Source organism: Methylobacterium mesophilicum, assembly GCF_022179445.1.
GTDB lineage: Bacteria > Pseudomonadota > Alphaproteobacteria > Rhizobiales > Beijerinckiaceae > Methylobacterium > Methylobacterium mesophilicum.
The window spans coordinates 101,465-124,570 of the sequence record NZ_BPQU01000007.1 but is presented as its reverse complement, the minus strand read 5'-3'; the positions used below and the strand labels follow the sequence as shown (position 1 = coordinate 124,570).

Genomic DNA, 23,106 nt, shown 5'->3' with positions numbered 1-23,106 from the left:
GGATCGGGCAGAGCGGTCGCGCGTGTGCCAGCGCACCGTGGCGACGGGCAGGGGGTAACCAGACGCCTCCGCCGACGATCTTCCCTGAGACGAAGACGCTCTGGGCTTGAAGACGATGACCACCCATTCTGCAACACCCCGCAATCGGGCCGATACCGAGCGCGCGCCAAGCCTACGGGATGGCGACGGCTCGCCCTATGTCCCCGCCTCGGGATCCTTGCTGCACGGTGCCGCCTTCGTCCTGCTCTGTCTCTGGACGCGGACATCTCCGGATCGGCTCAGGGATCAGTTGGCGACCGAGGCGGGCGCCTGTTCCGCCCTAGGCTTCTGACGGGACGGATGCGCGGCCAACACGCCGCGTGAGCCGTCGGACATGACGGAGCACGGGATCGTATGAGCGAGGTGGTGGGCGTTGCGTTGCGCAGGATCGACCTGCCGGAGGTAACTCTGCACGTGGCCGAGGCCGGCCCGCAGGGGGGTCCGCCGACCATCCTCCTGCACGGGTTCCCCGAGTTCTGGTACGGCTGGCGCCATCAGATCGGAGCGCTCTCAGAGGCCGGGTTGCGGCTCGTTGTGCCCGATCAGCGCGGCTACGGCCTGAGCGACAAGCCGCACGGCATCGCCGCCTACCACCTCGATCGGCTGGCCGGTGACGCGATCGCCCTGGCCGACGCCTGCGGCTTCCGGACGATCCGCCTCGTCGGCCACGATTGGGGCGGGCTGGTCGCCTGGTGGGTCGCAAGCCAGTATCCCGACCGGATCGACCGGCTCGCGATCATCAACGCGCCGCATCCGGGCATCGTCGGGTCGTACATCCGCCGCCACCCGGGTCAGTGGCTGCGCAGTTCCTATGTCGGCCTGTTCCAGATCCCCGTGCTGCCCGAGCGGCTGCTGACGGCGGATCGGTGCCGTGCCTTGCGGCAGGCGCTGACCCGCACGAGCCGGCCCGGGGCCTTCGCGCCTTCGGACCTCGATCGCTATGTCGAGGCCTGGCTGCAACCGGGCGCGATGACCGCCATGCTGAACTGGTACCGTGCCCTGGCGCAGTTGCCGCGGACGGCGCCGCCGCGGGTCCGCGTGCCGACCCTGATCCTTTGGGGAAAACAGGACACCGCCCTGCAATCCGGCCTCGCGGAGGCGAGCCTGGATCTCTGCGAGGACGGGCGGATCGCGTGGTTCCCGAATGCCACGCACTGGCTCGCCCACGAAGAGCCCGCGGCCGTCAACACCGCGTTGCACCAGTTTCTCGCTTGAACGGTCGCCGGGGCGAACCCGCTCGTTGTCCGGTACGACCGTGTGCTGACGGCAACTCGCCAGGTAACCATGCGTCCGATGCGGTATCGTGCCTGCCACGCCTAATCTCGGTGCACGACCCCTTCGGTTGAGCGATGCTTCCGTCTTAGAAGTTGTAGCTGCGTAATTTCATCATCTCTTAAAGTCGACACTCTCCCCGACACGGACTGGATGTCGGGTTAATCCGATCTGTTCCTGGTTTGCACACAACTTTTTATGAATGAGTCTCGGGAACCTCCCGAGGCGCGAAACATTGTGCAGTGCCTTCTTGAAGTCGGATGGAGTATTTTACAAATGTCTTTTCGTTCACTGCTGACTGCCAGCTTGGTCCTCGGCGGCCTGGTCGCGGGGACGGCGGCCGTGCAGGCCGCCCCCGCGATGCCGCAATCGGGCTTGGCCGGGCATGACATGATCGACACCGTCGCGATGCATCATCACCGGATGCACCGTCATCACACCACGCGCCACCATCGCCGGATGCGCCGCATGAACACGATGCGCCACGGTAATCCGAACGCGAAGAACCCGGCCCTGCGCGGCTATCAGCAGAACCTGGGCAGCACCACGAACGGCCCGCGCTACTGAGTTAGTCCACGCAACCCGAACCACCGCCCGGCGCGTGAAGCGCCGGGTTTTTTGTTCCGCGCGACGGCATCCACGGCGATGATGGCTTCTCCCCAGGCGCATCGCCCGGGACGGCCTGATTCGGCAGACGCACTCTGCTAAGAGGCGCCATGGCTCGTACCGCCGTCCGCCTCCCCGACACGCCGCCTGCCGCCAGCCTCGATCCGGCCGGCGCTACGCCGATGATGGCGCAGTACATCGAGATCAAGGCGGCCAACCCCGACTGCCTCCTGTTCTACCGGATGGGGGATTTCTACGAGCTGTTCTTCGGCGACGCCGAAATCGCCTCGCGGGCCCTCGGGATCGTGCTGACCAAGCGAGGCCGGCACGGTGGCGCCGAGATCCCGATGTGCGGCGTGCCGGTCGACCGCGCCGACGACTACCTCAGCCGCCTGATCGCGCTGGGCAACCGGGTCGCGGTCTGCGAGCAGACCGAAGATCCCGCCGAAGCCAAGCGGCGCGGCCCGAAATCGGTGGTGCGCCGCGAGGTGGTCCGCCTCGTCACGCCGGGCACGATCACGGAGGATCGCCTGCTCGATCCGGCCAGCGCCAACCTCCTGCTGGCGATCGGCCGACGCAAGACTGGGGAGGGGGCCACGGCGTACGGCCTCGCCGCCATCGACATCTCCACCGGCCGCTTCTCCCTGAGCGAGGTCTCGGGTGGCGATCTCGCTGGCGCCATCGCCCGGCACGATCCCCGGGAGATCGTCCTGTCGGAGGCGATCTACGCGGATCAGGCGCTGGCGCGGATCTGGCAGGAGAGCCGGGCCGCGATCGTCCCCCTGGCCCAGGCGGAACTGGAGCCCGCCGCGGCCGAGCGACGGGTGCGCGAGCAATATGGCGTCTCGACCCTGGACGGCTTCGGCAGCTTCACCCGGGCCGAGATCCAGGCCGCCGGGACCGGTCTCCTGTACATCGCCCGCACGCAACTCGCCGCCCGGGCGCCCCTCTCGGTGCCGAGCCGCGAGGAGGCCGGGTCGACGCTCGCCATCGACGCCGCCACCCGCGCCAACCTGGAGCTGACCCGAACGCTCTCGGGCGAGCGTACCGGCAGCCTGCTCGACACGATCGATCGGACCGTCACCGCCAACGGCGCCCGCCTGCTGGCCGAGCGCCTGGCTGGGCCGCTCACCGACCTCGAGCGGATCGCGCGCCGGCACGAGACCGTCGCGTATCTTGCCGAGGACCACGGCCTCCGGAAGGCGATCCGCGAGACGCTGGCCCGGGCCCCCGATCTGGCGCGGGCGCTCTCCCGGGTCGGGTTGGGGCGCAGCGGCCCCCGCGATCTCGCCGCGATCCGGGACGGGCTGACGGCCGCCGCCGGGCTCGGGGCGGTGTTGACGCAGGCCGCCGCGGCCACAACGGAACTCGCCGAGATCGCCGAGGCCCTGGCGGCGGCCGATCCGGCCCTGACGACGTCGCTGCAGGCCGCGTTGGCCGACGAGCTGCCCCTGTCCCGGCGGGACGGTGGCTTCGTCAGGGCGGGGTTTTCCGCGGAGGTGGACGAGGCCCGGCTGCTCGGCCAGGACTCGCGCAAGGTCGTGGCGGCACTCCAGGCCCGCTACGCCGAGGAGACCGGTTGCCGGACGCTGCGGATCAAGCACAACAACCTGCTCGGTTATTTCATCGAGGTTCCGCAATCGGTGGGGGAGGCCTGCCTCAAGGGCCTTCAGCGGGAGTTCGTGCATCGCCAGACCATGGTCGATGCCATGCGCTTCACGAGCGTCGAACTGGGCGACCTGGAGCGTAGGATCTCCGGCGCTTCGGACCGCGCGCTGGCGCTCGAATCCGCGATCTTCGAAGAATTGGCCGGCCGTATCGTCGAACTCTCTTCGCAGACTGCGCGCGTCGCCGAAGCTCTGGCGTCTCTCGACGTCGCGGCCAGCAACGCGGAACTCGCGGTCGAGCTGGACTGGCGGCGGCCCGAGGTGGACGATTCCCTGGCCTTCGCGATTGTCGGCGGTCGTCACCCGGTGGTTGAGGCCGCCCTGCGTCGGGCGGGCGAACCGTTCATCGCCAACGATTGCGACCTGTCGGGCGAGACGCGCGGCCGGATCCGTCTGATCACCGGCCCGAACATGGGCGGAAAGTCGACCTTCCTGCGCCAGAACGCCCTGATCGCCGTCCTGGCTCAGATGGGCGCGTTCGTCCCGGCGGCGTCGGCGCGGATCGGGCGGGTCGACCGCCTGTTCTCGCGGGTGGGCGCCGCAGACGACCTGGCGCGCGGGCAATCGACCTTCATGGTCGAGATGGTCGAGACCGCCGCGATCCTCAATCAGGCGAGCCGGCGCTCCCTGGTGATCCTGGACGAGATCGGCCGCGGCACCGCGACCTTCGACGGGCTGTCGATCGCCTGGGCCTGCCTGGAGCATCTCCACGAGGCCAATGCCTGCCGGGCGTTGTTCGCCACGCATTTCCACGAGCTGACCGCGCTCGGCGACCGGCTGGCACGGCTCGACAACGCGACCCTGAAGGTGGCCGAGCACCGCGACGGCGTGGTCTTCCTGCACGAGGTGGTGCCCGGCATCGCCGAGCGCAGCTACGGCCTCCAGGTGGCGCGGCTCGCCGGGCTGCCGGCCAGCGTGGTCACCCGGGCCGGGGCGATCCTGAAGAGCCTGGAGAAGGCCGAGCGCGGGCGTCCGGCCCGGGCCAAGATCGACGACCTGCCCCTGTTCGCGGCGCTCGCCCCGCCACCGCCGCCTGAGCCGCCGGCCGAGGATCCGATCGGCACGCTGCTCGACACCATCGATCCGGACGCGCTGACGCCCCGGGAGGCGCTGGACGCGCTCTATCGGCTCAAACGCGAGCGGGCGGAGAAGCGGTGATCGCGGTGTAACCGGCGTCTCCCACCACCCCCCTCCGCATCGTGAGGTGCTGCGCAGCAGCCACGAGGAGCCCTCCAGCCGCCCGCGCGATCCCAGGAAGATACCTTCGAGGCCTCCGCTTCGCTCCGGCACCTCACGATGAGGGCGTTTGACGGGAGAATGGGGTCTCCAAAAAATTACGGCGCCGGCGCGAAATGAAAGCCGTCCGGCGCGCCATGCTCCGGCGCGCGGCCGGCCCTGCGGTCGGCGACCCAGTCCAAGATGCTGGCGACGACACGCTCCGAATAGGGCTTGGCGATCACCCCGATGGCGCCCGCGAAGTCGTCCGGGATGCGCTTCGCATTGGCGGTCATGAACACCACAGTGATCCGCGGATCCGCCGAGAGCGCCCGGGCAACCTCGACGCCGGTGGGGCCGTCGACCAGGTGGATATCCACGAAGGCGACGTCCGGGGTGGCCGAGCGCCCCAGCGCGATGGCTTCGGTCGAACTCCCGGCGATGCCGACGGTGACGTGCCCGAGATCGTCCAGCAGGCATTCGAGTTCGAGGGCGATCAGCACCTCGTCCTCGACCACGAGGATGCGGAGCGCAGCGTCCGTGCCGGCGTTCCCGCCCCTCATGCGCTGTCCCCATCCCGTTGCAGGGCCCACTTGCGGATCGCAGATCCGGGAAGGCTCCAGGTTCTTCATCGAGGCTCGACGTGGTCCGAGAGCCGGCACCGGCTTTCGGGATGGTGTTCAGGGGCGCTGAGCTTGAAGCCTTTGAGCCGAAGACTCAAGCCGGCGCCAGGAGCGGGATATCGATCTCGACATGGGTGCCGGGTCCGGCATCGGCCCAGGCGATGGTGCCCCGCAGCTGGCGCACCACCATCTCCACGAGATTGCGACCGAAGCCGGCGGGGTTCGGGGCCGCCGCCGCGATGCCGACGCCGTCGTCGCGGATCGTCAGGCGCATCCCGGCCTCGGTGCGGCGGGCGGTGATCGAGACGCGGCCCTCGCGCGCATCCGGGAAGGCATGGCGCAGGGCGTTCGCGGTCAATTCATGGATGAGCAGGGCGAGCGGTGCCGCCATGGCCGCCGCCACCGAGATCGGCTCGACCTCGGCCTCGACCCGTCGCGTCCCGTGATCGAGACCGGCATTCACGTCGGACAGGAACTCGGCCGCGAAGTCGCCGAGGTTGAAGTGGGTGCAGTCGCCCTCGGAGTAGAGCATCCGGTGCGCGGTCGAGAGCGCACCGATCCGCTCGGCCATGCCCTGGAGTGCGTCCCGGGCCTCCCCCTCCGGAGTACGCCGGGCCTTGAGCAGCATCAGCGAGGAGATCACCTGAAGATTGTTCTTCACCCGGTGATCGACCTCGTGGAGCAGGGCGGTCTTCTGCTCCAGGGCGGCGCTCAGATCGTGGGTGCGGGCCGCGACCAAGCGCTCCAACTCGTCGTTGTTCACCCGCATGGTGAACTCGCGCTCGCGGGTGTGGGTCATGTCGGATTGCGCCGCGTAGAAATACGCGAGGCCGGCCGCGTCGTGGACCGGCGTGATCGTCATCGCGCTCCAGTAGGGCGTGCCGTCCTTACGGTAGTTCAACAGCTCGGAGTTGATCGAATCGCCGGCTTCGACGGCGGCGCGGATCCGGGCGACCTCCGCCTTGTCGGTTCCCGGCCCCTGCAACATGCGGCAATTGCGTCCGACGAGTTCGTGGACGGCGAAACCGCTCAGTTCGACGAACGCGTCGTTGACCCAGGAGATCGGGTTGTCCGGCGCGCGCGCGTCCGTGATCACCATCGGGGATGGCGAACGGGCAAAGGCATCGACCAGCATCGCATGGGGCGGACTGGGCTCGGGGCGGGCACTCAACGCATCATTCCACACTCGATCGACCTGGCTCTGCGATGCGGCGGCACCGATCACGCCCCGCGCATGCAGGACGTGGAGACCACGTTAAGCAGGCATCGACCATGATTTAGGCGCACGGCCCCCCGATTCAGCCAAGACCCGAACGGCGCAAGGCTGCCACGATTTCGCGGGATCAAGGCCATTAAGGCTCAGGAGTTCCATGCCATGGCCAACCCGCCACAGGCTGCGCGCCGCTTTCACCTGCGCGACATCGTCGAGGATCGCCGAATCCTGCTGATGCTGGCGCTCGGGTTTTCCTCCGGGCTCCCGCTCCTGTTGGTGCTCGGGACCTTCACGCTCCGGCTCGCCTTTTCGGATATCGACGTGCGGGCGATCGGCCTGTTCAGCTACGTCGCGCTGCCGTACTCGCTGAAGTTCCTGTGGGCCCCGGCGATCGACCGTTTGAACGTGCCGGGCTTGAGCAAGCTGCTCGGCCGGCGGCGGGCCTGGATGGTGACCACGCAGGCGGCTGTCGCCCTGTGCCTGATCCTGATGGCCTTCTCGGACCCGAAGACCAACCTGGCGCTGCTCGGCTTCGGGGCCTTCCTGGTGGCGTTCTGCGCGGCGAGCCAGGACGTGGTGGTAGACGGCTGGCGCATCGACGCCGCCGGAAGCGACTTCCAGGGCATCCTGGCGGCGACCTCGAACCTCGGCTACCGGCTCGGGCTGATCGCGGCCGGCGCCGGGGCCCTGTTCATCGCGTCCTCCGGGGGCTGGACGCTGGCCTACCTGATCATGGCGGCCCTGATGCTGGTCGGGATGATCGCGGCGCTGCTGGCACCGGCCTTCGACGCGCCCGCGCGGGTGCAGGCCGACGCCACCGGGCATTCCCGGTTCTGGTCGATGCGCCGGGCCGTGCTGGAGCCGCTGACCGAGCTGCACGGCCGCTTCGGCGGGGCGCTGTGGGGCATCCTGCTGCTGGTCGCGCTCTACCGCCTGCCGGACTTCCTGTCGGGCGTGATGGCGAGCCCCCTCTACCGGACGCTGGGCTTCGATCTGAAAGAGATCGCCACCGTCACCAAGCTGTACGGCATCTGGGTCGGCATCGCGGGCGGCTTCGCCGGCGGCTGGGCCCTGGCGCGGCTCGGCCTGTTCCCGACATTGCTGCTCGGCGCCTTCCTGGCTGCATCCTCGCACCTGTCCTTCGCCTGGCTGTCGGCCGGCGCCCCCGAGATCTGGCGCCTGACGGTGGCGATCTCGATCGAGAACTTCTGCGGCTCCTTCGCCGGCATCGTGCTGATCGCCTACATGTCGAGCCTCACCAGCCCGGCCTACGCGGCGACGCAGTACGCGCTGTTCTCCTCACTCTACGCCCTGCCGGGCAAGCTGATCGCGGGCTCGTCCGGCTTCGTCGTGGCGGCGATCGGCTATCCGGCTTTCTTCGTGATGACCTCCCTGGTCGGGATCCCGGTGCTGATCCTCTGCCTCGCGGTCGGACGGCGTGGGCAGCGACAGGACGAAGCCGCGGCGCGGGCGGCCGAGGAGGCGGGGAACCGCATCCCGGCGCCCGACCTTCCTTCCACGGCGCGGGCTTCCGGCACCGCGTGATGCGATCAGATCCAGGAATTTACGGATGAGCACGAGCGACCTCACTCGCGCCGACGCGACGATGCCGGCGCCGATCCCCGAAATCGCTTTGAGCGATGCGGACCTCGCCGCCCTGCGCCGGGCCGTGGCGGTGCTGGAGCGGCCGAGCCTCGCCGCCCGCCTGTCCTCGGCGGCCGGCGCTCCGCTCGACATCATCGGCCGCTCGCTGCCCGCCCCGGTGACGGAGGCGGTCGGCCGCTCCACCGAGGCGGCGATGCGTGGGGCCCTGCGAGTCGCCCTGGCGACGCTGCCGCGCAGGGACGTCGTGCCCGCGGCCGGGACCGAGATCGAAGCGGGCGTCGCCAAGGCGGACAGCCGGCTGACCCGTCTGCTCGGCTCGGGCGACACCAAGCACAAGGCGTTCGCGGCCCTGTCCGGGGCGTTGGGCGGCGCGTTCGGGCTGGCGACCCTGGCCGTCGAGCTGCCGGTCTCGACCACCTTGATGCTGCGCTCCATCGCCGAGATCGCCCGCGACGAGGGCGAGGACCTGGAAACGCCGGAAGGTGCGCTCGCCTGCGTACAGGTCTTCGCGTTGGGCGGTCGCACCGCGGCCGAGACCCAGGCGGGCTCGGCACTGACCGAGAGCGGCTACTTCGCGGTCCGGGCGGCCCTGGCCAAGACCCTGGCGGAGGCGGCCCGCTACGCCGGAAGCAAGACCCTGCTCGACCAGTCGGCTCCTGCCCTGATCCGGTTCACGGCGCAGATCGCGGCCCGGTTCGGCCTCGTGGTCTCGCAGAAGGTCGCGGCTCAGGCCGTCCCCGTGCTGGGCGCCTTCGGCGGCGCCGCGGTGAACACCGCCTTCATGAGCCACTTCCAGTCGACCGCCCGGGCGCATTTCACGGTCCGGCGGCTGGAGCGGGCCTACGGTGCGGCCGCCGTGCGGGCGGCCTACGAAGTCGAGAAGGCGGCGCTCGGGGTCGCCTGAGTGCGAGAAGATCGCGAAATAACCTTGCGGTCGGCAGGATCGATGTCGTCGTAACGAACCGCGTCGTCATTCCGGGGCGCCGCGAAGCGGAGTCCGGAAAGACAGGGTGCGCGATCGAACCTCGATCGAACCCCGGGACCCGCCTTGATCCGCCCTGCCAGATTCTCCAGAAACTTTCCGCGCGAGGCGGGTAGACGGAGGCGATTCTGATCAGCAACGCGGAGATGGTGGCCCGGCTCGCTTTGGCGGCGCTCGCCGGCAGCGTCATCGGGCTGGAGCGCGAGCGGCTGCTCTGGGCGGCGGGCCTGCGGACGCACATGCTGGTCTGCGTCGGCTCCTGCCTGATCATGATCGTCTCGGCCTTCGGCTTCAGCGACGTGCTCGGCACCAAGGACATCGTGCTCGATCCCTCGCGCATGGCCGCGCAGGTGGTGTCCGGCATCGGCTTCCTCGGGGCAGGCACGATCCTGCTGCGCGGCGAGGTCGTGAAGGGGCTCACCACGGCGGCGAGCCTGTGGGGCGTGGCCGCCATTGGCCTGGCGGTGGGCAGCGGGCTCTACGTGCCGGCTCTGGCCACGACGGCCCTGGTGGTCGGCATCCTGGCCGGGATCAAGCCGTTCGAGGAGCGCTGGCGCGAGCGGATGCGGTCGCAGACCCTGCGCATGACCGTCCGCAGGGGCACGATGTCGATCGACACGCTCCATGAGGTCACGGGCGAGCGCGCCTCGCGGGTTCGCCAGTTCACCACCCGCCCGGCCTCCGACCTGAATCTCGACGAAGTCACCGTCACCTTCGTCCGGCTGTCGCGCACGAGCTTCGAGGCGATCGCCACGAAACTGCGCGCGACGGCGGACGTGGTCTCGGTCGATACCGTCGACGGCTGACGGTCAGGCCGCCTCGCCGTCGAGGAACAGCCGGTAGGCCGGGTTCTCGGTCTCGTCGGTGGCCGGGTAGCCCAACGCCTCGATCGCCGCATCGAACCGGGCACGCTCGGCCGGCGGCACCGCGATGCCGGCGAGCACCCGGCCGTAATCGGCGCCGTGGTTGCGGTAGTGAAACAGGGTGATGTCGAAGCCGGGCCCCAGCGCGTCCAGGAACTTCATCAGTGCCCCCGGCCGCTCCGGGAACTGGAAGCGGAACAGCCGCTCGTGCGCGACGCCCACCGCCCGGCCGCCGACCATGTAGCGGACATGGACCTTGGCCATCTCGTTGTCGCTCATGTCGAGCACGCGGTAGCCGGCCTCACGCAGGTCGCCGATCAGCCCCTGCTTCTCGCGCTTGCCGCCGGCGATGTTGATGCCCACGAAGATCTGCGCCTCAGAGCCCGGTGCGTGGCGGTAGTTGAACTCGGTGATCGCCCGCGGCCCGAGCGCCCTTATGAACGCCCGGTAGGCGCCGGGCTGCTCCGGGATGGAGACGCCGAGCAGGACCTCGCGCTGCTCGCCGATCTCCGCCCGCTCGGCGATGTGGCGCAGACGGTCGAAGTTGAGGTTCGCCCCCGACGAGATCGCGATCAGGGTGCCGTTTCCGCCCTCGCGCTCGGCGTAGAGCTTGGCCCCGGCCAGGCTCAGGGCGCCTGACGGCTCGGAAACGGCGCGCGTATCGTCGAAGATGTCCTTGACGGCCGCGCACATGGCGTCGGTGTCCACCGTGATGACTTCGTCGAGATGCTCCCGGCAGAGCCGGAAGGTCTCCTCGCCGGCCTGGCGCACGGCGACGCCGTCGGCGAACAGCCCGACCGAGGGCAGGCTGACCCGGGTGCCGGCGGCGAGCGCAGCCGCCATGCAGGCGGCATCCTCCGGCTCGACGCCGATCACCTTGGTGCCCGGCCGCAGGTACTTCACGAAGGTCGCGATCCCGGCCGCCAGCCCGCCGCCGCCCACCGGCACGAAGATCGCCTCGATCGGCCCGGTATGCTGCTCCAGGATCTCCTTGCCGATGGTCCCCTGGCCGGCGATCACCTCGGGATCGTCGAACGGGTGCAGGAAGGTCAGGCCCTGCTCGGCCTCCAGGATCTTGGCCTGGGCCAGGGCCTCGTCGAAGGCGTCGCCGTGCAGCAGCACCTCGGCGCCGCGGGCTCGGCAAGCATCGACCTTGATCGACGGGGTGGTGCGCGGCATCACGATCACCGCCCGGGCCCCGAGCTTGGCCGCAGCCAGCGCCACGCCCTGCGCATGGTTGCCCGCCGAAGCGCAGACGACGCCCCGGGCGATCTGGTCCGGGGTCAGCCCCGACATCTTGTTGTAGGCGCCCCGCAGCTTGAACGAGAAGACCGGCTGCAGGTCCTCGCGCTTGAGCAGCACGGGCCGGCCGAGCCGCTGCGTCATCCGCGGCATCGGATCGAGCGGGCTCTCGATCGCCACGTCGTAGACGCGGGCGGTCAGGATCTTACGGATGTAGTCGGTCATTTCTTTTGGGACTTGGGTCGCGGGACGCGGTTGGCCGGAGATAGACCTTCGCGCCGCGAGATGCGAGCGGGGGTCTTGTCAGGTCAGATACCACGCCCAATCCTGGCGGCCCGGCAGGGCGCGGACGATCAGGATGCTGTCCGCTGGCTCGACAGACGCGACGACATGTGCACGATACGGATACAGCCGCACCGGCCGCACGATGTCAGCCCGCAGGCGCGCCATCAGCGGATTCTCAGCGAGCAGGGCGAACAGCGCCTTCAGCCCTGCACAGGACCGCTCGGCCCGGTCGCTGCCGAAGGCGGCAGCGCCAGCCATGTAGATCGCGAACTGATCGCGATCCGCCTATCGCGTCGTCCGGATGGTCACAGATTTGCGGAAGCCCGTACGCGCTCCCAGGCCTCAGCCAGGACTTTACCAATGACCGGTCACCGAGGCCGCTGTCGAACCCTTCGGCAATCGGCGTCTGAAGCTGTGCAGGGCCGTCGCTGCGCTCCTGCTCGCGGCGGATCAGGTCGCGGACATCGTCGCTGGCGCTGCTGAAGCGCCCAGTCTCAGCCTAAGACTCGACTCAGTCCTTCAGCGCATCGGGCAACGATACGTTCATGGTCGCCATGCCGAACGGTCTCTATTCCGATCCAGCATGGCAAACATTCTCATTTTCGCCCTAGCGCCCCCGTCCGAGGGGTGGCACGGGCATCCGAATGATGTTGCGCCATTGTCGGGCGCGCCTTAAATTCATCCACGAGTGTGGATGCGTTTCAATGCCTCTGGCCCGCCTTGCCCTGACAGTCCCGGAAGCCGCGTTCGTTACGCAATCCAGCGTGCGTGGGGTGAACAGTGAGATCGATGCCGGGATCGTCTCAGGGCATGGTAAGCCCGTGCGCGAAATCGGCAGCGCGGATCTGCTTTATCTGGCCACCGTGCGCGACTTGCGTGTCGATCTGACCCCGGCCCTGCGGCAGCGCCTGCGCAATGCGATCGCCGCAGCGCACGATGCGCGGCGGAACACAGCTCAGGTCAGCCATCTCAGTGTCGCCCTCGATGCGGTGGAAGCCGAACTTGCGGACCGGCTGCAAATCCTCGATCGGCTGCGCAACGAGGCGATCGAACAGAACGCCGAGATCATGGGCGGCGAACCCGTTTTACGCGGGACACGGATCCCGGCGCGGCACGTCGCCGACATGGTGAGGCACGGCGCTTCCCCGGAGTCGTTGGCGGAGGAGTTCGACCTGACGTCCGATCAGGTCTCCGCGGCGATCCTGTTCGACCGCGTCAGCCCGCGTCAGGGCCGCCCGCCCCGGAAGGCGCGCAGCGTTGTACCTCCTTCTTGACGAATGCTGCCCGAAATCCCTGGTTGGCATCGCTGAAGGCTTGGGCCACACGGCACAACGCACCGTCGCGGTGGCCGAGCTTGGACGGCAGGCGACAGATGCAGCGATCTTCGCCTTCGGGTGTGCGGTCGGAGCCATCATTGTTACGGTGAACGCGGGCGATTTCCTGGCCCTCGCTGCGCGGATGCCGGCCCATCCCGGATTGATCCTGTTGCCGTCATTGCCGCCGAGCCAGACAAGCTTGCTGTTCCGAAAGCTCCTCAAAGCGGCGGACGAGGCGCTGCGGAAGCCCGGCGGCGTGATACGTATCGACACCGCTGGGCGCATCCACCGCATCGGATCGTGGTGAACCGCGCGCCTGCTAACCCACCCGCTCCACGAGCGCCGCCACCCACACCAGCAAGGCCGCCATCTGCGCCATGAAGGTCCCGGCGGAGGCCAAGTCCTTGACGGTGCCGATCATCGGGTGGTGGCCGGGGTGGACGTGGTCGCAGAGCTTCTCCACGGCGGTGTTGAGGAACTCGGCGGCCAGCATCAGCAGCAGGCTCACCATCAGGGCGACCCGGACCCAGAGGGTCGCGCCCAGCAGCAGGGCCACCGGCACGCCGAGCGCCAGCAGCACCAGCTCCTGCCGCACCGCCCGCTCGGTGCGGGCGCCGTGGCGCAGACCGCGCCAGGAATTGAGGAAGGCGAGGACGAGGGCGTTCATCGGGCGGCGCCCTCCGGGACCGACCGGCTGATCCACTTGGCCAGCAGCGGCCCGGTCAGCAGCACCACGAACAGGCGCAGGGTCTGCACCGCCAGCACGAAAGACACGTCCGCCTTCGAGCCAACCGCGATGATCGCCACGGAATCAAGCCCGCCCGGGCTGGTGGCCAGCACCGCGGTGAGTAGGTCGATCGGCAGAAGGAAGGTCAGGCCCCAGCCCCAGGCGGCGCACAGGGCGATCACCGAGAAGGTCGCCGCTAGGATGCCGGGCAGGGCGGAAAAGGTCAGCCGCAGGGTCTCGCGGGTGAAGCGCAGGCCGACATAGATGCCGATGCAGGCATAGGCGAGTTCGAGGATCGGTGCCGGCAGGGACATCCGCACAAGGCCGCTGGCATGGAGCAGGCTGCCGAGCACCATCGGGCCGATCTGCGCTCCGGCCGGGACCCGCAGGGACAGGGCAACGCCGGCCCCGACCAATGCGACCGCCAGCGTCGCCAGCAGCGAGAGTAATCCGGTCACCTCGGCCGCCCCGGCGGCGGCGCCCGGGACCGGCGCCTCCATCAGGAACCGGGCGGCCAGCGAGGCCGAGAACACCACGGCGGCGACCCGCACATACTGCATGAAGGCCACGAGCCGCGGATCGGCCCCGAAATCCTCGGCCATCGCCACCATGGCGGAGGCGCCGCCGGGGGAGGAGCCCCAGGCCGCCGTGGTCCCGGGCAGGACCCGCAGCCGTGTCAGGATCCAGCCCACGAATCCGCTCGCCGCCACGGTGACCAGCACCACGGCGACGATCAGCGGCCCATCCTCGAACAGGGTCTGGGCGATCTGCCCGGTGACCGCATGGGCCACGAGGCAGCCGATCATCGCCTGTGCGGCGTTGAAGGCGAAGCGCGGCACATGCAGGCGGGAGCCACCGACCCCGAAGGCGATCGCCGCGATCATCGGCCCGAGCAGGAGCGCGGCGGGGAACCCCGCATGCAGCAGAACGATCGAGACGGCCGCCGACGCGACGGAGAGGGCGGCCCAGAGGCCGAGGGTGCGGGAGGAGGGCAAGGCGACCGGTGGGGATTCACCCGCACGGATTGCCGGGCGGAGGCGCGCTACACTGCAATCTAGGCCCTGTCACGGCAAAGATTTTCTGGAATGTCGATGTCGGGGCTGGCGACGTTCGGTGTTCATGCAGGGTTGCACGAATACGTTTCTCTCAAGGCGAAGCTATGTCGAGCGCGTAGGGCTCTCCGCCGGCCAATCCCACCCACTCCCCCATCCCGAGGTGCCGCAGCGAACCCGAGGCCTCGAAGGAGCCCTCCGGGGATCGCGTGGCCGGCGGACGGCTCCTTCGAGGCCCGGCGATGCGGGCACCTCGGGATGGGGAGGTGGGCGGGAGGGTCGTTTTAACGGGAATTATCCTACGGACCCTTTCTAAGATCCGCGAATGCCGCATCCAGCCGCCCACGTGCCGCCGCGAGCGCAGTGCGGCGTTCGGCCAGCCAGGTCCGGTCTGAATCGAGCCGCGTCCGGGCGGCCGCCAGCATGCGCCGGACCTCCGGGGCTTGCGGTCCGCCGAGCCCCTTCGCGGCGTCGATCATGCCGCGGGCCGACAGGGCGGCCCGGAACCGGGCCTCGTCGAGGGGCAGGTCGGGCTTCAGGCCCGAGCCGGCCGCAGCCTCCGCGTAGATCCGCTTCACCTCGGTGAACGGCAGGTCGGCCGGGCGCAGGTCGTGGCTGCGGCCGTAGCTCACAAGCTCGGAGGCGAAATGGTGGCCCAGCCGGAACGGCACGTCGGCCACGCGCTGGAGCGTGTCGGCGAGTTCCGTGGTGGTGGCATAATCGGCCGCGACCTCGTCGGCGGCCCGGTCCCGGTCGATCACCAGCCCGTCGAGGACCCGCGTCCAGCGCCGGCAGGTCTCGGCGGCCTCGGAGACGGTCCGGCCGGGGGGCTCGGCCTGGTTGCGCTTGTAGTCCGGCATGCCGGAATCGACGTTGTGGGCCATGATGACGAAGGCCTGCGCGGCGCCGACCACGTCGCTCGCCTTCATGCGCAGGCTGTACAGCGCCACTGGGTTGCGCTTCTGCGGCATGATGCTGCTCGGCCCGGTCAGCGCGCCCTCGCGCAGCAGGATCCACGGCCGGGTCTGGTGGTACTGCGCGTAGAGGTCCTGTGCGAAGCTGCCGGCCGTGGTGGCGAGGTTGGCGGACAGGCCGGTCAGTTCCAGGCCGAGATCCATCGGTGCCAGCTGGCCGGCATCGTAGCTGTTCTCCACCGGTGCGTCGAAGCCCAGCAGCCCCGCGAGGCGGACGCGATCGACCGGGAAGCTCGACGTGCCGAGCGCCGCGGCCCCCAAGGGCGACAGGTTCACGCGCGCCCAGGTCTCGCGCAGGCGATCCGCATCGCGGGCCAGCGCCCCGGCATAGCCGAGCAGGTAATGGCCCAGCGTCGTCGGCTGGGCCTGCACGCCGTTGGTATAGGCCGGGACGATCGTATCGGCCTCCCGCTCCGCGACGTCCAGGAGGGCGGCGCGGGTCTTGTCCAGGGCCTCGGCGAGGTCGAGCAGCCGGTCGCGCTGGTCGAGCTTCAGCACGGTCGGGATGATGTCCTGACGGCTGCGGCCGGAATGCATCCGGGTGGCGTCCGGTCCGGCGATGGCGGTGATCAGCGGCTCGATCCGCAGGTAGTCGTCGGGCCGCTCGGCCCCCGGGCGGGCGGCATCCGCGGCGACCTGATCGAGCGCGCGGGCGATCCGCGCGCCGAGATCGCGCGGCACGATGCCGGCCTCCACGGTCATCACCAGGGAGGCGCGGTCGATGGCGTCGATGCGGGCGAAGCTGTCATGCGGCTCGGCCCGGGCCGCCGCGGGGGCGAGGAGGGCGACCAGGGTCGCGATCAGTCTGCGCCGCATGCACGTGCTCCTATGGGTCGCCGTCTCGCGCCGGCCGGGGCATTCTGTCGGATCCGGCGGGTGATCACACATCACATTGCGGATCGTGTGTGGAGCCGGTGCGGATTGGACGTTCCTCCGCGCGCTGGCGATACGGTTCGGCGGAGCAGCCCTCTGCGATATGAATCACCCCGGCATTCCGGAAGTGTGGCATCGAAAGACTGAGTTGCGACAAGACCATGCGCCGTCGGCGGATCTGGATCCCGGGCTCGCCTACGGCGCCCCGGGATGACGGGGCAGGTCAACGAACGGCCGTGCCTCAGAACCCAGATCCTCGAAACCTATGCCGCCCCATCCCGGCAGGCGGCCGTGCCGGCCGGCGCATGAGCCCGGAAGAACGCCGCCAGGTTTGCCAGCCCAGGCGCGCGGGGATCGCTCGCCCGCCAGGCCAGCGCGATGGTGCGGCCGGGGCCGTCGACGTCGAAGGCCCGGGTGACGGTCAAGCCGGTCGGGTCGGGGCCGGCGGGCACGGCGAGCGCCGGCAGCAGGGTGTATCCGGTCCCCGCCGCCACCATCGAGCGCAGAGTCTCCAAGCTGGTGGCGTGGCGCCCCACGGAGGAACCGGCGCCGCAGGCCGCGATCGCCTGGTCGCGCAGGCAGTTGCCCTCGTCGAGCAGCAGCAGGTCCGGCCCGGCGATCTCCGTGGCCGACAGGGCGCCGCCGCGGGCGAGCGCATGCTCGGCCGGGCAGGCCAACCAGAACGGCTCGACGAACAGCGGCGCCACCGCCAGCCCGACCGGGGGCAGGGGCAGGGAGACCAGGGCGGCGTCGATGCGCCCGTCGCGCAGGCCCTCGACGATCTCGGCGGTGCGGGATTCGGACAGCGACAGGGTCAGCAGCGGGTATTGCTGGCGCAGCGGCCGCAGGACGAGTGGGAAGAAGTAGGGGCCCAGCGTCTGGATCGCGGCCAGCACGAGCCGGCCGGTGAGCGGCAAGCCGCGGCCCTCGGTGGCGAGCGCCAGCAATCGCTGGGCCTCGGCCAGGACGATCCGCGACTGCCGCACGATCCCCTGGCCGGCTTCCGTGAGCAGTACCCGGCGGTTCGAGCGCTCGAACAAAGTCAGGCCGAGGGACGCTTCGAGCTTGCGGACTTGGACGCTCAGGGTCGGCTGGCTGACGTTGCAGCGCTCGGCCGCCCGGCCGAAATGGCCCTCGTCGGCGATGGCGACCACATACTCGAGGTCGCGCAGCGACAGGCCCGACAGGTTCATAGGCTACGTCTATCACGGCGTTTGCGACGATGCATTAGCCAACGCCCCCGCGGAGGTCCATAACCTAGTCGGAACGGTTCCAGTCTGCTGAGTCGGCCCCATATGCTGATCACAGGCATCACGGAGAGATGAGACGCATGAGCGATCAACGCCCGATCCTGACCACACGCCAGGGCCATCCGGTCCGCGACAACCAGAGCACCCGGACGGTCGGCGAGCGCGGCCCGGCGACGCTCGAGAACTACCAGTTCATCGAGAAGATCACGCATTTCGACCGCGAGCGGATCCCGGAGCGCGTGGTCCACGCCCGCGGCGCCGGCGCCCACGGCTACTTCGAGGCCTACGGCAAGATCGGCAACGAACCGGCTTCCAAGTACACCCGCGCCCGCGTGCTGAACGAGACCGGCGTGAAGACGCCGATGTTCGTGCGCTTCTCCACCGTGGCCGGTGCCAAGGAGAGCCCGGAGACCGAGCGTGACCCGCGCGGCTTCGCGGTGAAGTTCAAGACCGTTGATGGTAACTGGGACCTGGTCGGCAACAACTTGAAGGTGTTCTTCATCCGGGACGCGATCAAGTTCCCCGACATGATCCATGCGTTCAAGCCCGACCCGGTGACCAACCGCCAGGAGGCGTGGCGCTTCTTCGACTTCGTGGCCCAGCACCCCGAAGCGATCCACATGGTGACGCACCTCAAGTCGCCCTGGGGCATCCCGGCCAACTATCGCGAAATGGAAGGCTCGGGCGTCAACACCTACAAGCTGGTCAACGACCAGGGCGAGGCGGTGCTCTGCAAGTTCCACTGGGAGCCGAAGCAGGGCGTGCGCAACCTGACCTCCGCGCAGGCCGCGGAGATCCAGGGCAAGGACGTCGGCCACGCGACGCGCGACCTCTACGACAACATCAAGGCCGGTAATTTCCCCGAGTGGGAGTTCTGCGTGCAGATCATGCCGGACGGCCCGAACGACCACCTGTCGTTCGATCCGCTGGATGACACGAAGCTGTGGCCGGTGGACCAGTTCCCGCTCCTGCCGGTGGGCCGCATGGTTCTGGACCGGGTGCCGGACAACTTCTTCGCCGAGGTCGAGCAGTCGGCGTTCGGTACCGGCGTCCTGGTGGACGGCATCGACTTCTCGGACGACAAGATGCTGCAGGGCCGGACGCTGTCGTACTCGGACACGCAGCGCTACCGCGTCGGCGCCAACTACCTGCAGTTGCCGATCAACGCGCCGCAGCCCGGCGTGAAGGTCTACTCGAACCAGCGGGACGGCCAGATGACCTATTCGGTCGACGGCACCGGTCCGAACAAGCACATCAACTACGAGCCCTCGACGCTCGCCGAGGGCCTGCGCGAGGCCCCGAAGCCGGCCAAGGACTACCACCAGCCGGTACAGGGCCAGCTCGGCCGCTACCAGACCTCGCGCACCGAGGACGACTACACCCAGGCCGGCGTCCGGTACCGCTCGTTCCAGGATTGGGAGCGTGAGGACCTGATCGCCAACCTCGTCGGCGACATGAAGCAGTGCCCGGAAGCCATCCAGCTGCGGATGGTCTGGCACTTCTGGCACGCCGACGAGGATTACGGCCGCCGCGTCGCCGAGGGTGCGGGCATCGATCTGGAGAAGGCCAAGGCCCTGCCGCCGCTGCCGGGCCGCGCCGCCCCGCACAAGCGTCTGCAGTCCGAGACCTACACGGACGGCTCGCAGGCCCACCGGGTCGCCGCCGAGTAGCTTTTTACCCTGCGTCGCACCGATCCTGAATGACGCAAGGCCCCGCGGGCGAGAACCCGCGGGGCCTTTCCGTTGGGCTCAACCGAGAGCGTGATCCGCGCTCAAGGGCAGTGCCGCCGGACGTAGCCCTTGCCGATGTAGGTCTGCGTGGCCGGATCGTAGGTTCTGAAGCGGCGGGCGCAGGCCGCGACGGAAGCGGACAGATCGGCCGGGTCCTCCGCCTCGACGACGGGCGGGACATCGGCGGGTGCCACGTAGGCCGGGGGTGCGTAGACCGGGGGCACATAGACGTAGCCGTCGTCGAAGAACGGGTCACCGAAGCCGCCCCACAGGCCGCCCAGGCCGAACCCGAGGCCCAGGCCGCCGAGCCCGTAGCCGTAAACACCGCCGTAGCCGCCACGCCAGTGCCGGTGATAGCCGGGATGCCGGAAGGCGTGGCCGGGCCCGCGCCAGCCGAGTCCCGGGCCCGGCCGCATCGGGCCGAGCGGTCGCCCCCAGGCTCCGATCCGTGGCCCGATCGCGCCACCCGAGTAGCCGCCCCCGAACCCGCGCGCCTCCGCAGCCGTGCCCATCACGGCGAGCGCCATCATGGCGGCGGCGGCCAGCCGAATCCCGGACCGTTCGATACGTGTCATGCCGTCCACCCAGCGCGGGACGCCGGCCGAAAGAGGCGGCGCCCGAGTCGCAATACTCTGCGTAATCGAGCGGCGGCGGACCGGTCCGTCAAGGACGTTCCGGCGGCTGCGCTCAAGCGCTGCGCGCAGGATCCGAGCTGCGGAGCGTCGTCACCGGCTGGAGGTGACCGCTCCCGGCCTCCGGCGCCGCGGCGCTGACCTTGCGATCGCGGCCGGCGGCCTGGCCGACCAGGATCGCGGCGAGCGCGATCGTGACGAACAGCCCACCGGCGAGACCCCAGCCGCCGGTCGCCTCGTGGGCGAGCCCGAAGGCGAGGGGCCCGAGGCAGGCGCCGGTATAGCCGATGCCCTGCGCCATGGCCGAGAGGCCGGCGGCGCTGGCGGCATCGGCGGCGCGCAGGACGATCAGGGTCAGCCCCAGGCCGAAGCAGCCGCCGATGCCGAAGCCGAGGGCGCAGGCCGCGGGGATCCGTAGGGTCTCGGGTCCGAAGGCCAGCACGAGAAACGCCGCCGCGGTGAGCCCCGGGATCGCCACGATCCAGGCGCGCTGATCCCGCGCGCGGGCTGCCAGCATGGCGGTGATCAGCGCGCCGGGCGCCTGGACCAAGGTCATCAGCGAGGCGTAGAGGCCAGCATCCAGGGCCGAGAGGCCGCGCGCCTGGAGCAGCAGCGGCAGCCAGCCGAACAGCGTGTAGGCCAGGGAGGATTGCAGGCCCATGAAGCCCGTGACCCACCAGGCCAGCGGATCGCGCAGCAGCCGCCCTGCGGAGGGCGCCCGGGTCGAGGCCGTGCAGCGGGCGAACGGAATCCACAGGAAGGCCGCCATGAGGGCCGGCAGCGCCCAGACCGCGAGCGCCGAGGGCCAGCCGCCGCCCAGCGCGTGCTCCACCGGCACTGCGGCGCCCGCGCCCGCCGCAGCGCCGAGGCAGAGGGTCATGGTGTAGAGGCCGGTCATCAGCCCGCCGCTGCCGGAAAAGTCGCGCTTCACCAGTGCCGGCAGCAGCACGTTGTCGAGGCCGATCCCGATTGCGGCGAGCGCCGTCCCGGCGAACAGGGGCACGAGGCCGCCGAGTCCCCGGAGCGTCAGGCCCGCGGCCAGGATCGTGGCTCCGACCAGCACGGCGAGGTCGGGCCCGATCCGGCGGATCAGCGGCGCCGCCAGGGCGCACGCGATACCCAGGCACAGGACCGGCAAGGTGGTGAGGATTGCCGCGCCGCCGGCGCTGAGCCCGGTGCTCTCGCGGATGGTCGCCAGCAGCGGCCCGATCGTGCTGAGCGCCGGGCGCAGGTTGAACGCCACCAGCATCAGCGCGAGGCCGAGCAGGATCCGGCCCGGGGCCGTGCGCTCGGGGCTCATGCCCGCAACCGGGCGGTGAGGGCGCCGCCCAGGCAGGCGGCGAGCATCAACGCGAAGGCGGCGTCCCCGAACTGACCATACAGGGTGCCGCCCACGATGCGGGTGGGCAGGTCGGCATCGAGCCAGGTTTCCGTGTCGAGGGCGGTCTGCGCGACGATGCGGCCGTGCGGATCGATCACCGCGGAGATTCCGGTGTTGGCGTCGCGCACCAGAGGTAGCCCTTCCTCGACCGCGCGCAGCCGAGCCTGGGCCAGGTGCTGGCGGGGCCCGGGCGTGTCGCCGAACCAGGCATCGTTGGTGACATTCAGGATCAGCCCGGGCGGGCGCGGCACCGAAGCGGCCGTCGCCGGCAGGATCGCGTGCGGGAAAATCGCCTCGTAGCAGATCGTCGCCGCCACCGGGGGAAGGCCCGGCACGGTCAGGATCCGCTGGGCCGCGAGCGTACCGGCCGAGAAGCCTCCGGGGATCGCCACGAACTGGCGCAGGCCCGACGCCCGGAGCGCCGCGTCGAGGGGCGCCGGCAGGTACTCGCCGAACGGGACGAGATGGACCTTGTCGTAGCTGTCCGAGATCCTGCCGTCCGCCCCGATCACCATCACGGCGTTGAAGTAGCGCAGGCGTTCGCCGGGCAGGGGTTCCTCCGCCCGGGCCGCCCCGGTGATCAAGTGCTGCCCGGGCTTGAGGCCGGCCGCGACCTTCGCCAGGGCGTCGGGATCGCGCTGGATCAGGAACGGGAAGGCCGATTCCGGCCAGACGATATGGGTCGGCTCGGGCTCGCCCCCCTCGGTCGGGCGCTGGCTCAGCTCGATGTAGCGGTCGACGATGTCGGCACGGTTCTCGGGCCTGAACTTGGCGTCCTGCGGCAGGTTCGGCTGGACGAGGCGCAGGCGGACGCCGGTCACCACCGGGTCGGGCGGGCCGAGTTGCAAGGCCCCGTAGAGCGCCATCCCGACGAGGGCGATCGCGGCGGCCGCGCTCGGGCCGAACCGGCTGCGCGGGTGCGAGCCCGTGGCCAGGGTCGCGGGCGCGGCGCAGATCAGGACCGCCAGGATGGTCAGGCCGTAGAGGCCGATCGCGGCGCCCCATTGCAGCGTCCAGAGGTTCTGGGCGAGCGCCATCCCGAGGGTGTTCCAGGGGAAACCCGTGAAAAGGTGTCCGCGCAGCCACTCGGCCGCGCCGATCCCGAACGCGAGGGCGGCGATGCGGGCCGGGCCGCGCGCCCAGAGCAGTCCGGCGGCGCCGAACCCCGCGCCGTAGAACAGGCCGAGTGCGAAGGGCAGGCCGATGACGCCGAGCGGCATCGCCCACAGGAACTCGTCGGCCTCCACCAGGAAGGCCTGGCCGAGCCACCACAGTCCGGCGGTGAGGTAGCCGAAGCCCCAGGCCCAGCCGATCAGGACGCAGGGCCAGACGCGCCGCAGCGCGGTCCGCTCCGCGCCCGCACCGTCGATGAGCCAGACCGCCACCGACAGGGACACGGCCAGGGCGGGCAGGAACCCGTAGGGCGGCATCGCCAGGGCGCCCACCGCACCGGCAAGCCAAGCCAGCCCGAGCCGCCGCCAACCGGTCGACCGGGTGATCGCCAGCACGAAGCCCGGGGACGGGCGGCCCATGGGACCGCTCGGTGCGGCCGAGTCCCG

Annotated in this window: 20 protein-coding genes; 9 read left to right on the top strand and 11 right to left on the bottom strand. The window is 70.1% G+C overall.

Annotated features, from left to right (window positions below):
• Positions 1–393: 393 nt before the first annotated feature.
• From MFF40_RS10205 to mutS, 3 genes are all read left to right on the top strand, one after another.
• On the top strand, positions 394–1,254 hold the full coding sequence (locus MFF40_RS10205; protein WP_238260300.1) for an alpha/beta fold hydrolase: 861 nt from the start codon (positions 394–396) through the stop codon (positions 1,252–1,254).
• Positions 1,255–1,587: 333 nt separating this feature from the next.
• Complete coding sequence (locus MFF40_RS10200; protein WP_147897482.1) at positions 1,588–1,878, top strand: hypothetical protein; 291 nt, start codon at positions 1,588–1,590, stop codon at positions 1,876–1,878.
• A 149-nt stretch (positions 1,879–2,027) separates the two neighbouring features.
• The gene (mutS, locus tag MFF40_RS10195; protein ID WP_147897481.1) at positions 2,028–4,742 is read left to right on the top strand and encodes a DNA mismatch repair protein MutS; all 2,715 of its coding nucleotides are present in this window, start codon (positions 2,028–2,030) and stop codon (positions 4,740–4,742) included.
• 176 nt (positions 4,743–4,918) lie between these two features.
• On the opposite strand, the gene MFF40_RS10190 is transcribed toward mutS, so the two are convergent.
• Complete coding sequence (locus MFF40_RS10190) at positions 4,919–5,362, bottom strand: response regulator (RefSeq protein ID WP_147897480.1); 444 nt, start codon at positions 5,360–5,362, stop codon at positions 4,919–4,921.
• Between the two features lie 154 nt (positions 5,363–5,516).
• The gene (locus tag MFF40_RS10185; RefSeq protein WP_147856177.1) at positions 5,517–6,557 is read right to left on the bottom strand and encodes a histidine kinase dimerization/phosphoacceptor domain -containing protein; all 1,041 of its coding nucleotides are present in this window, start codon (positions 6,555–6,557) and stop codon (positions 5,517–5,519) included.
• A gap of 240 nt (positions 6,558–6,797) precedes the next feature.
• On the opposite strand from MFF40_RS10185, the gene MFF40_RS10180 reads away from it, so the two are divergent.
• From MFF40_RS10180 to MFF40_RS10170, 3 genes are all read left to right on the top strand, one after another.
• Positions 6,798–8,180, top strand: a complete 1,383-nt coding sequence (locus MFF40_RS10180) for an AmpG family muropeptide MFS transporter (RefSeq protein WP_147856174.1) — start codon at positions 6,798–6,800, stop codon at positions 8,178–8,180.
• 25 nt (positions 8,181–8,205) lie between these two features.
• Positions 8,206–9,144, top strand: a complete 939-nt coding sequence (locus MFF40_RS10175) for an EcsC family protein (protein WP_238260299.1) — start codon at positions 8,206–8,208, stop codon at positions 9,142–9,144.
• Between the two features lie 224 nt (positions 9,145–9,368).
• A complete protein-coding gene (locus tag MFF40_RS10170) occupies positions 9,369–10,028 on the top strand; it encodes an MgtC/SapB family protein (protein ID WP_147897478.1) in 660 nt (219 codons plus the stop codon).
• Between the two features lie 3 nt (positions 10,029–10,031).
• On the opposite strand, the gene ilvA is transcribed toward MFF40_RS10170, so the two are convergent.
• Both ilvA and MFF40_RS10160 read right to left on the bottom strand, forming a co-directional pair.
• Positions 10,032–11,552 (bottom strand): threonine ammonia-lyase, biosynthetic, encoded by a 1,521-nt coding sequence (gene ilvA / locus MFF40_RS10165; protein ID WP_147897477.1) that lies wholly within the window; start codon positions 11,550–11,552, stop codon positions 10,032–10,034.
• Between the two features lie 78 nt (positions 11,553–11,630).
• The gene (locus tag MFF40_RS10160; protein ID WP_147854341.1) at positions 11,631–11,870 is read right to left on the bottom strand and encodes a type II toxin-antitoxin system RelE/ParE family toxin; all 240 of its coding nucleotides are present in this window, start codon (positions 11,868–11,870) and stop codon (positions 11,631–11,633) included.
• Between the two features lie 446 nt (positions 11,871–12,316).
• Between MFF40_RS10160 and MFF40_RS10150 the strand changes: the two genes are divergently transcribed.
• Both MFF40_RS10150 and MFF40_RS10145 read left to right on the top strand, forming a co-directional pair.
• The gene (locus MFF40_RS10150; RefSeq protein WP_187277682.1) at positions 12,317–12,886 is read left to right on the top strand and encodes a DUF433 domain-containing protein; all 570 of its coding nucleotides are present in this window, start codon (positions 12,317–12,319) and stop codon (positions 12,884–12,886) included.
• Positions 12,870–13,235: a DUF5615 family PIN-like protein gene (locus MFF40_RS10145; RefSeq protein ID WP_147854339.1), complete on the top strand. Its 366-nt coding sequence runs from the start codon at positions 12,870–12,872 to the stop codon at positions 13,233–13,235. Before MFF40_RS10150 ends, MFF40_RS10145 begins: the two co-directional genes overlap by 17 nt.
• A gap of 12 nt (positions 13,236–13,247) precedes the next feature.
• On the opposite strand, the gene MFF40_RS10140 is transcribed toward MFF40_RS10145, so the two are convergent.
• From MFF40_RS10140 to MFF40_RS10125, 4 genes are all read right to left on the bottom strand, one after another.
• Positions 13,248–13,595: a diacylglycerol kinase gene (locus MFF40_RS10140; RefSeq protein ID WP_147854338.1), complete on the bottom strand. Its 348-nt coding sequence runs from the start codon at positions 13,593–13,595 to the stop codon at positions 13,248–13,250.
• Positions 13,592–14,650, bottom strand: a complete 1,059-nt coding sequence (locus MFF40_RS10135) for an AbrB family transcriptional regulator (protein ID WP_147854337.1) — start codon at positions 14,648–14,650, stop codon at positions 13,592–13,594. Before MFF40_RS10135 ends, MFF40_RS10140 begins: the two co-directional genes overlap by 4 nt.
• Before the next feature lie 356 nt (positions 14,651–15,006).
• Entirely contained in the window at positions 15,007–16,497 is a 1,491-nt protein-coding gene (locus MFF40_RS10130; protein WP_147854336.1) for an argininosuccinate lyase, read from the bottom strand.
• A 320-nt stretch (positions 16,498–16,817) separates the two neighbouring features.
• Positions 16,818–17,747: a LysR substrate-binding domain-containing protein gene (locus MFF40_RS10125; protein WP_238260298.1), complete on the bottom strand. Its 930-nt coding sequence runs from the start codon at positions 17,745–17,747 to the stop codon at positions 16,818–16,820.
• A 137-nt stretch (positions 17,748–17,884) separates the two neighbouring features.
• Between MFF40_RS10125 and MFF40_RS10120 the strand changes: the two genes are divergently transcribed.
• Positions 17,885–19,474 (top strand): catalase, encoded by a 1,590-nt coding sequence (locus MFF40_RS10120; RefSeq protein ID WP_147854334.1) that lies wholly within the window; start codon positions 17,885–17,887, stop codon positions 19,472–19,474.
• 101 nt (positions 19,475–19,575) lie between these two features.
• Here MFF40_RS10120 and MFF40_RS10115 read toward each other — a convergent pair whose 3' ends face one another.
• The 3 genes from MFF40_RS10115 to lnt form a co-directional block, all read right to left on the bottom strand.
• Complete coding sequence (locus MFF40_RS10115) at positions 19,576–20,109, bottom strand: BA14K family protein (RefSeq protein ID WP_238260297.1); 534 nt, start codon at positions 20,107–20,109, stop codon at positions 19,576–19,578.
• 112 nt (positions 20,110–20,221) lie between these two features.
• A complete protein-coding gene (locus tag MFF40_RS10110) occupies positions 20,222–21,466 on the bottom strand; it encodes an MFS transporter (protein WP_238260296.1) in 1,245 nt (414 codons plus the stop codon).
• Entirely contained in the window at positions 21,463–23,079 is a 1,617-nt protein-coding gene (gene lnt / locus MFF40_RS10105) for an apolipoprotein N-acyltransferase (protein ID WP_147898851.1), read from the bottom strand. Before lnt ends, MFF40_RS10110 begins: the two co-directional genes overlap by 4 nt.
• Positions 23,080–23,106 lie beyond the last annotated feature (27 nt).

What these genes read in the sequence shown, in the direction of transcription:
- MFF40_RS10205 (WP_238260300.1), top strand. Translation starts at nt 394, where the DNA reads ATGAGCGAGGTGGTGGGCGTTGCGTTGCGCAGGATCGACCTGCCGGAG.
- MFF40_RS10200 (WP_147897482.1), top strand. Translation starts at nt 1,588, where the DNA reads ATGTCTTTTCGTTCACTGCTGACTGCCAGCTTGGTCCTCGGCGGCCTG.
- mutS (WP_147897481.1), top strand. Translation starts at nt 2,028, where the DNA reads ATGGCTCGTACCGCCGTCCGCCTCCCCGACACGCCGCCTGCCGCCAGC.
- MFF40_RS10190 (WP_147897480.1), bottom strand. Translation starts at nt 5,362, where the DNA reads ATGAGGGGCGGGAACGCCGGCACGGACGCTGCGCTCCGCATCCTCGTG.
- MFF40_RS10185 (WP_147856177.1), bottom strand. Translation starts at nt 6,557, where the DNA reads ATGCTGGTCGATGCCTTTGCCCGTTCGCCATCCCCGATGGTGATCACG.
- MFF40_RS10180 (WP_147856174.1), top strand. Translation starts at nt 6,798, where the DNA reads ATGGCCAACCCGCCACAGGCTGCGCGCCGCTTTCACCTGCGCGACATC.
- MFF40_RS10175 (WP_238260299.1), top strand. Translation starts at nt 8,206, where the DNA reads ATGAGCACGAGCGACCTCACTCGCGCCGACGCGACGATGCCGGCGCCG.
- MFF40_RS10170 (WP_147897478.1), top strand. Translation starts at nt 9,369, where the DNA reads ATGGTGGCCCGGCTCGCTTTGGCGGCGCTCGCCGGCAGCGTCATCGGG.
- ilvA (WP_147897477.1), bottom strand. Translation starts at nt 11,552, where the DNA reads ATGACCGACTACATCCGTAAGATCCTGACCGCCCGCGTCTACGACGTG.
- MFF40_RS10160 (WP_147854341.1), bottom strand. Translation starts at nt 11,870, where the DNA reads ATGGCTGGCGCTGCCGCCTTCGGCAGCGACCGGGCCGAGCGGTCCTGT.
- MFF40_RS10150 (WP_187277682.1), top strand. Translation starts at nt 12,317, where the DNA reads ATGCCTCTGGCCCGCCTTGCCCTGACAGTCCCGGAAGCCGCGTTCGTT.
- MFF40_RS10140 (WP_147854338.1), bottom strand. Translation starts at nt 13,595, where the DNA reads ATGAACGCCCTCGTCCTCGCCTTCCTCAATTCCTGGCGCGGTCTGCGC.
- MFF40_RS10130 (WP_147854336.1), bottom strand. Translation starts at nt 16,497, where the DNA reads ATGCGGCGCAGACTGATCGCGACCCTGGTCGCCCTCCTCGCCCCCGCG.
- MFF40_RS10125 (WP_238260298.1), bottom strand. Translation starts at nt 17,747, where the DNA reads ATGAACCTGTCGGGCCTGTCGCTGCGCGACCTCGAGTATGTGGTCGCC.
- MFF40_RS10120 (WP_147854334.1), top strand. Translation starts at nt 17,885, where the DNA reads ATGAGCGATCAACGCCCGATCCTGACCACACGCCAGGGCCATCCGGTC.
- MFF40_RS10115 (WP_238260297.1), bottom strand. Translation starts at nt 20,109, where the DNA reads ATGACACGTATCGAACGGTCCGGGATTCGGCTGGCCGCCGCCGCCATG.
- MFF40_RS10110 (WP_238260296.1), bottom strand. Translation starts at nt 21,466, where the DNA reads ATGAGCCCCGAGCGCACGGCCCCGGGCCGGATCCTGCTCGGCCTCGCG.
- lnt (WP_147898851.1), bottom strand. Translation starts at nt 23,079, where the DNA reads ATGGGCCGCCCGTCCCCGGGCTTCGTGCTGGCGATCACCCGGTCGACC.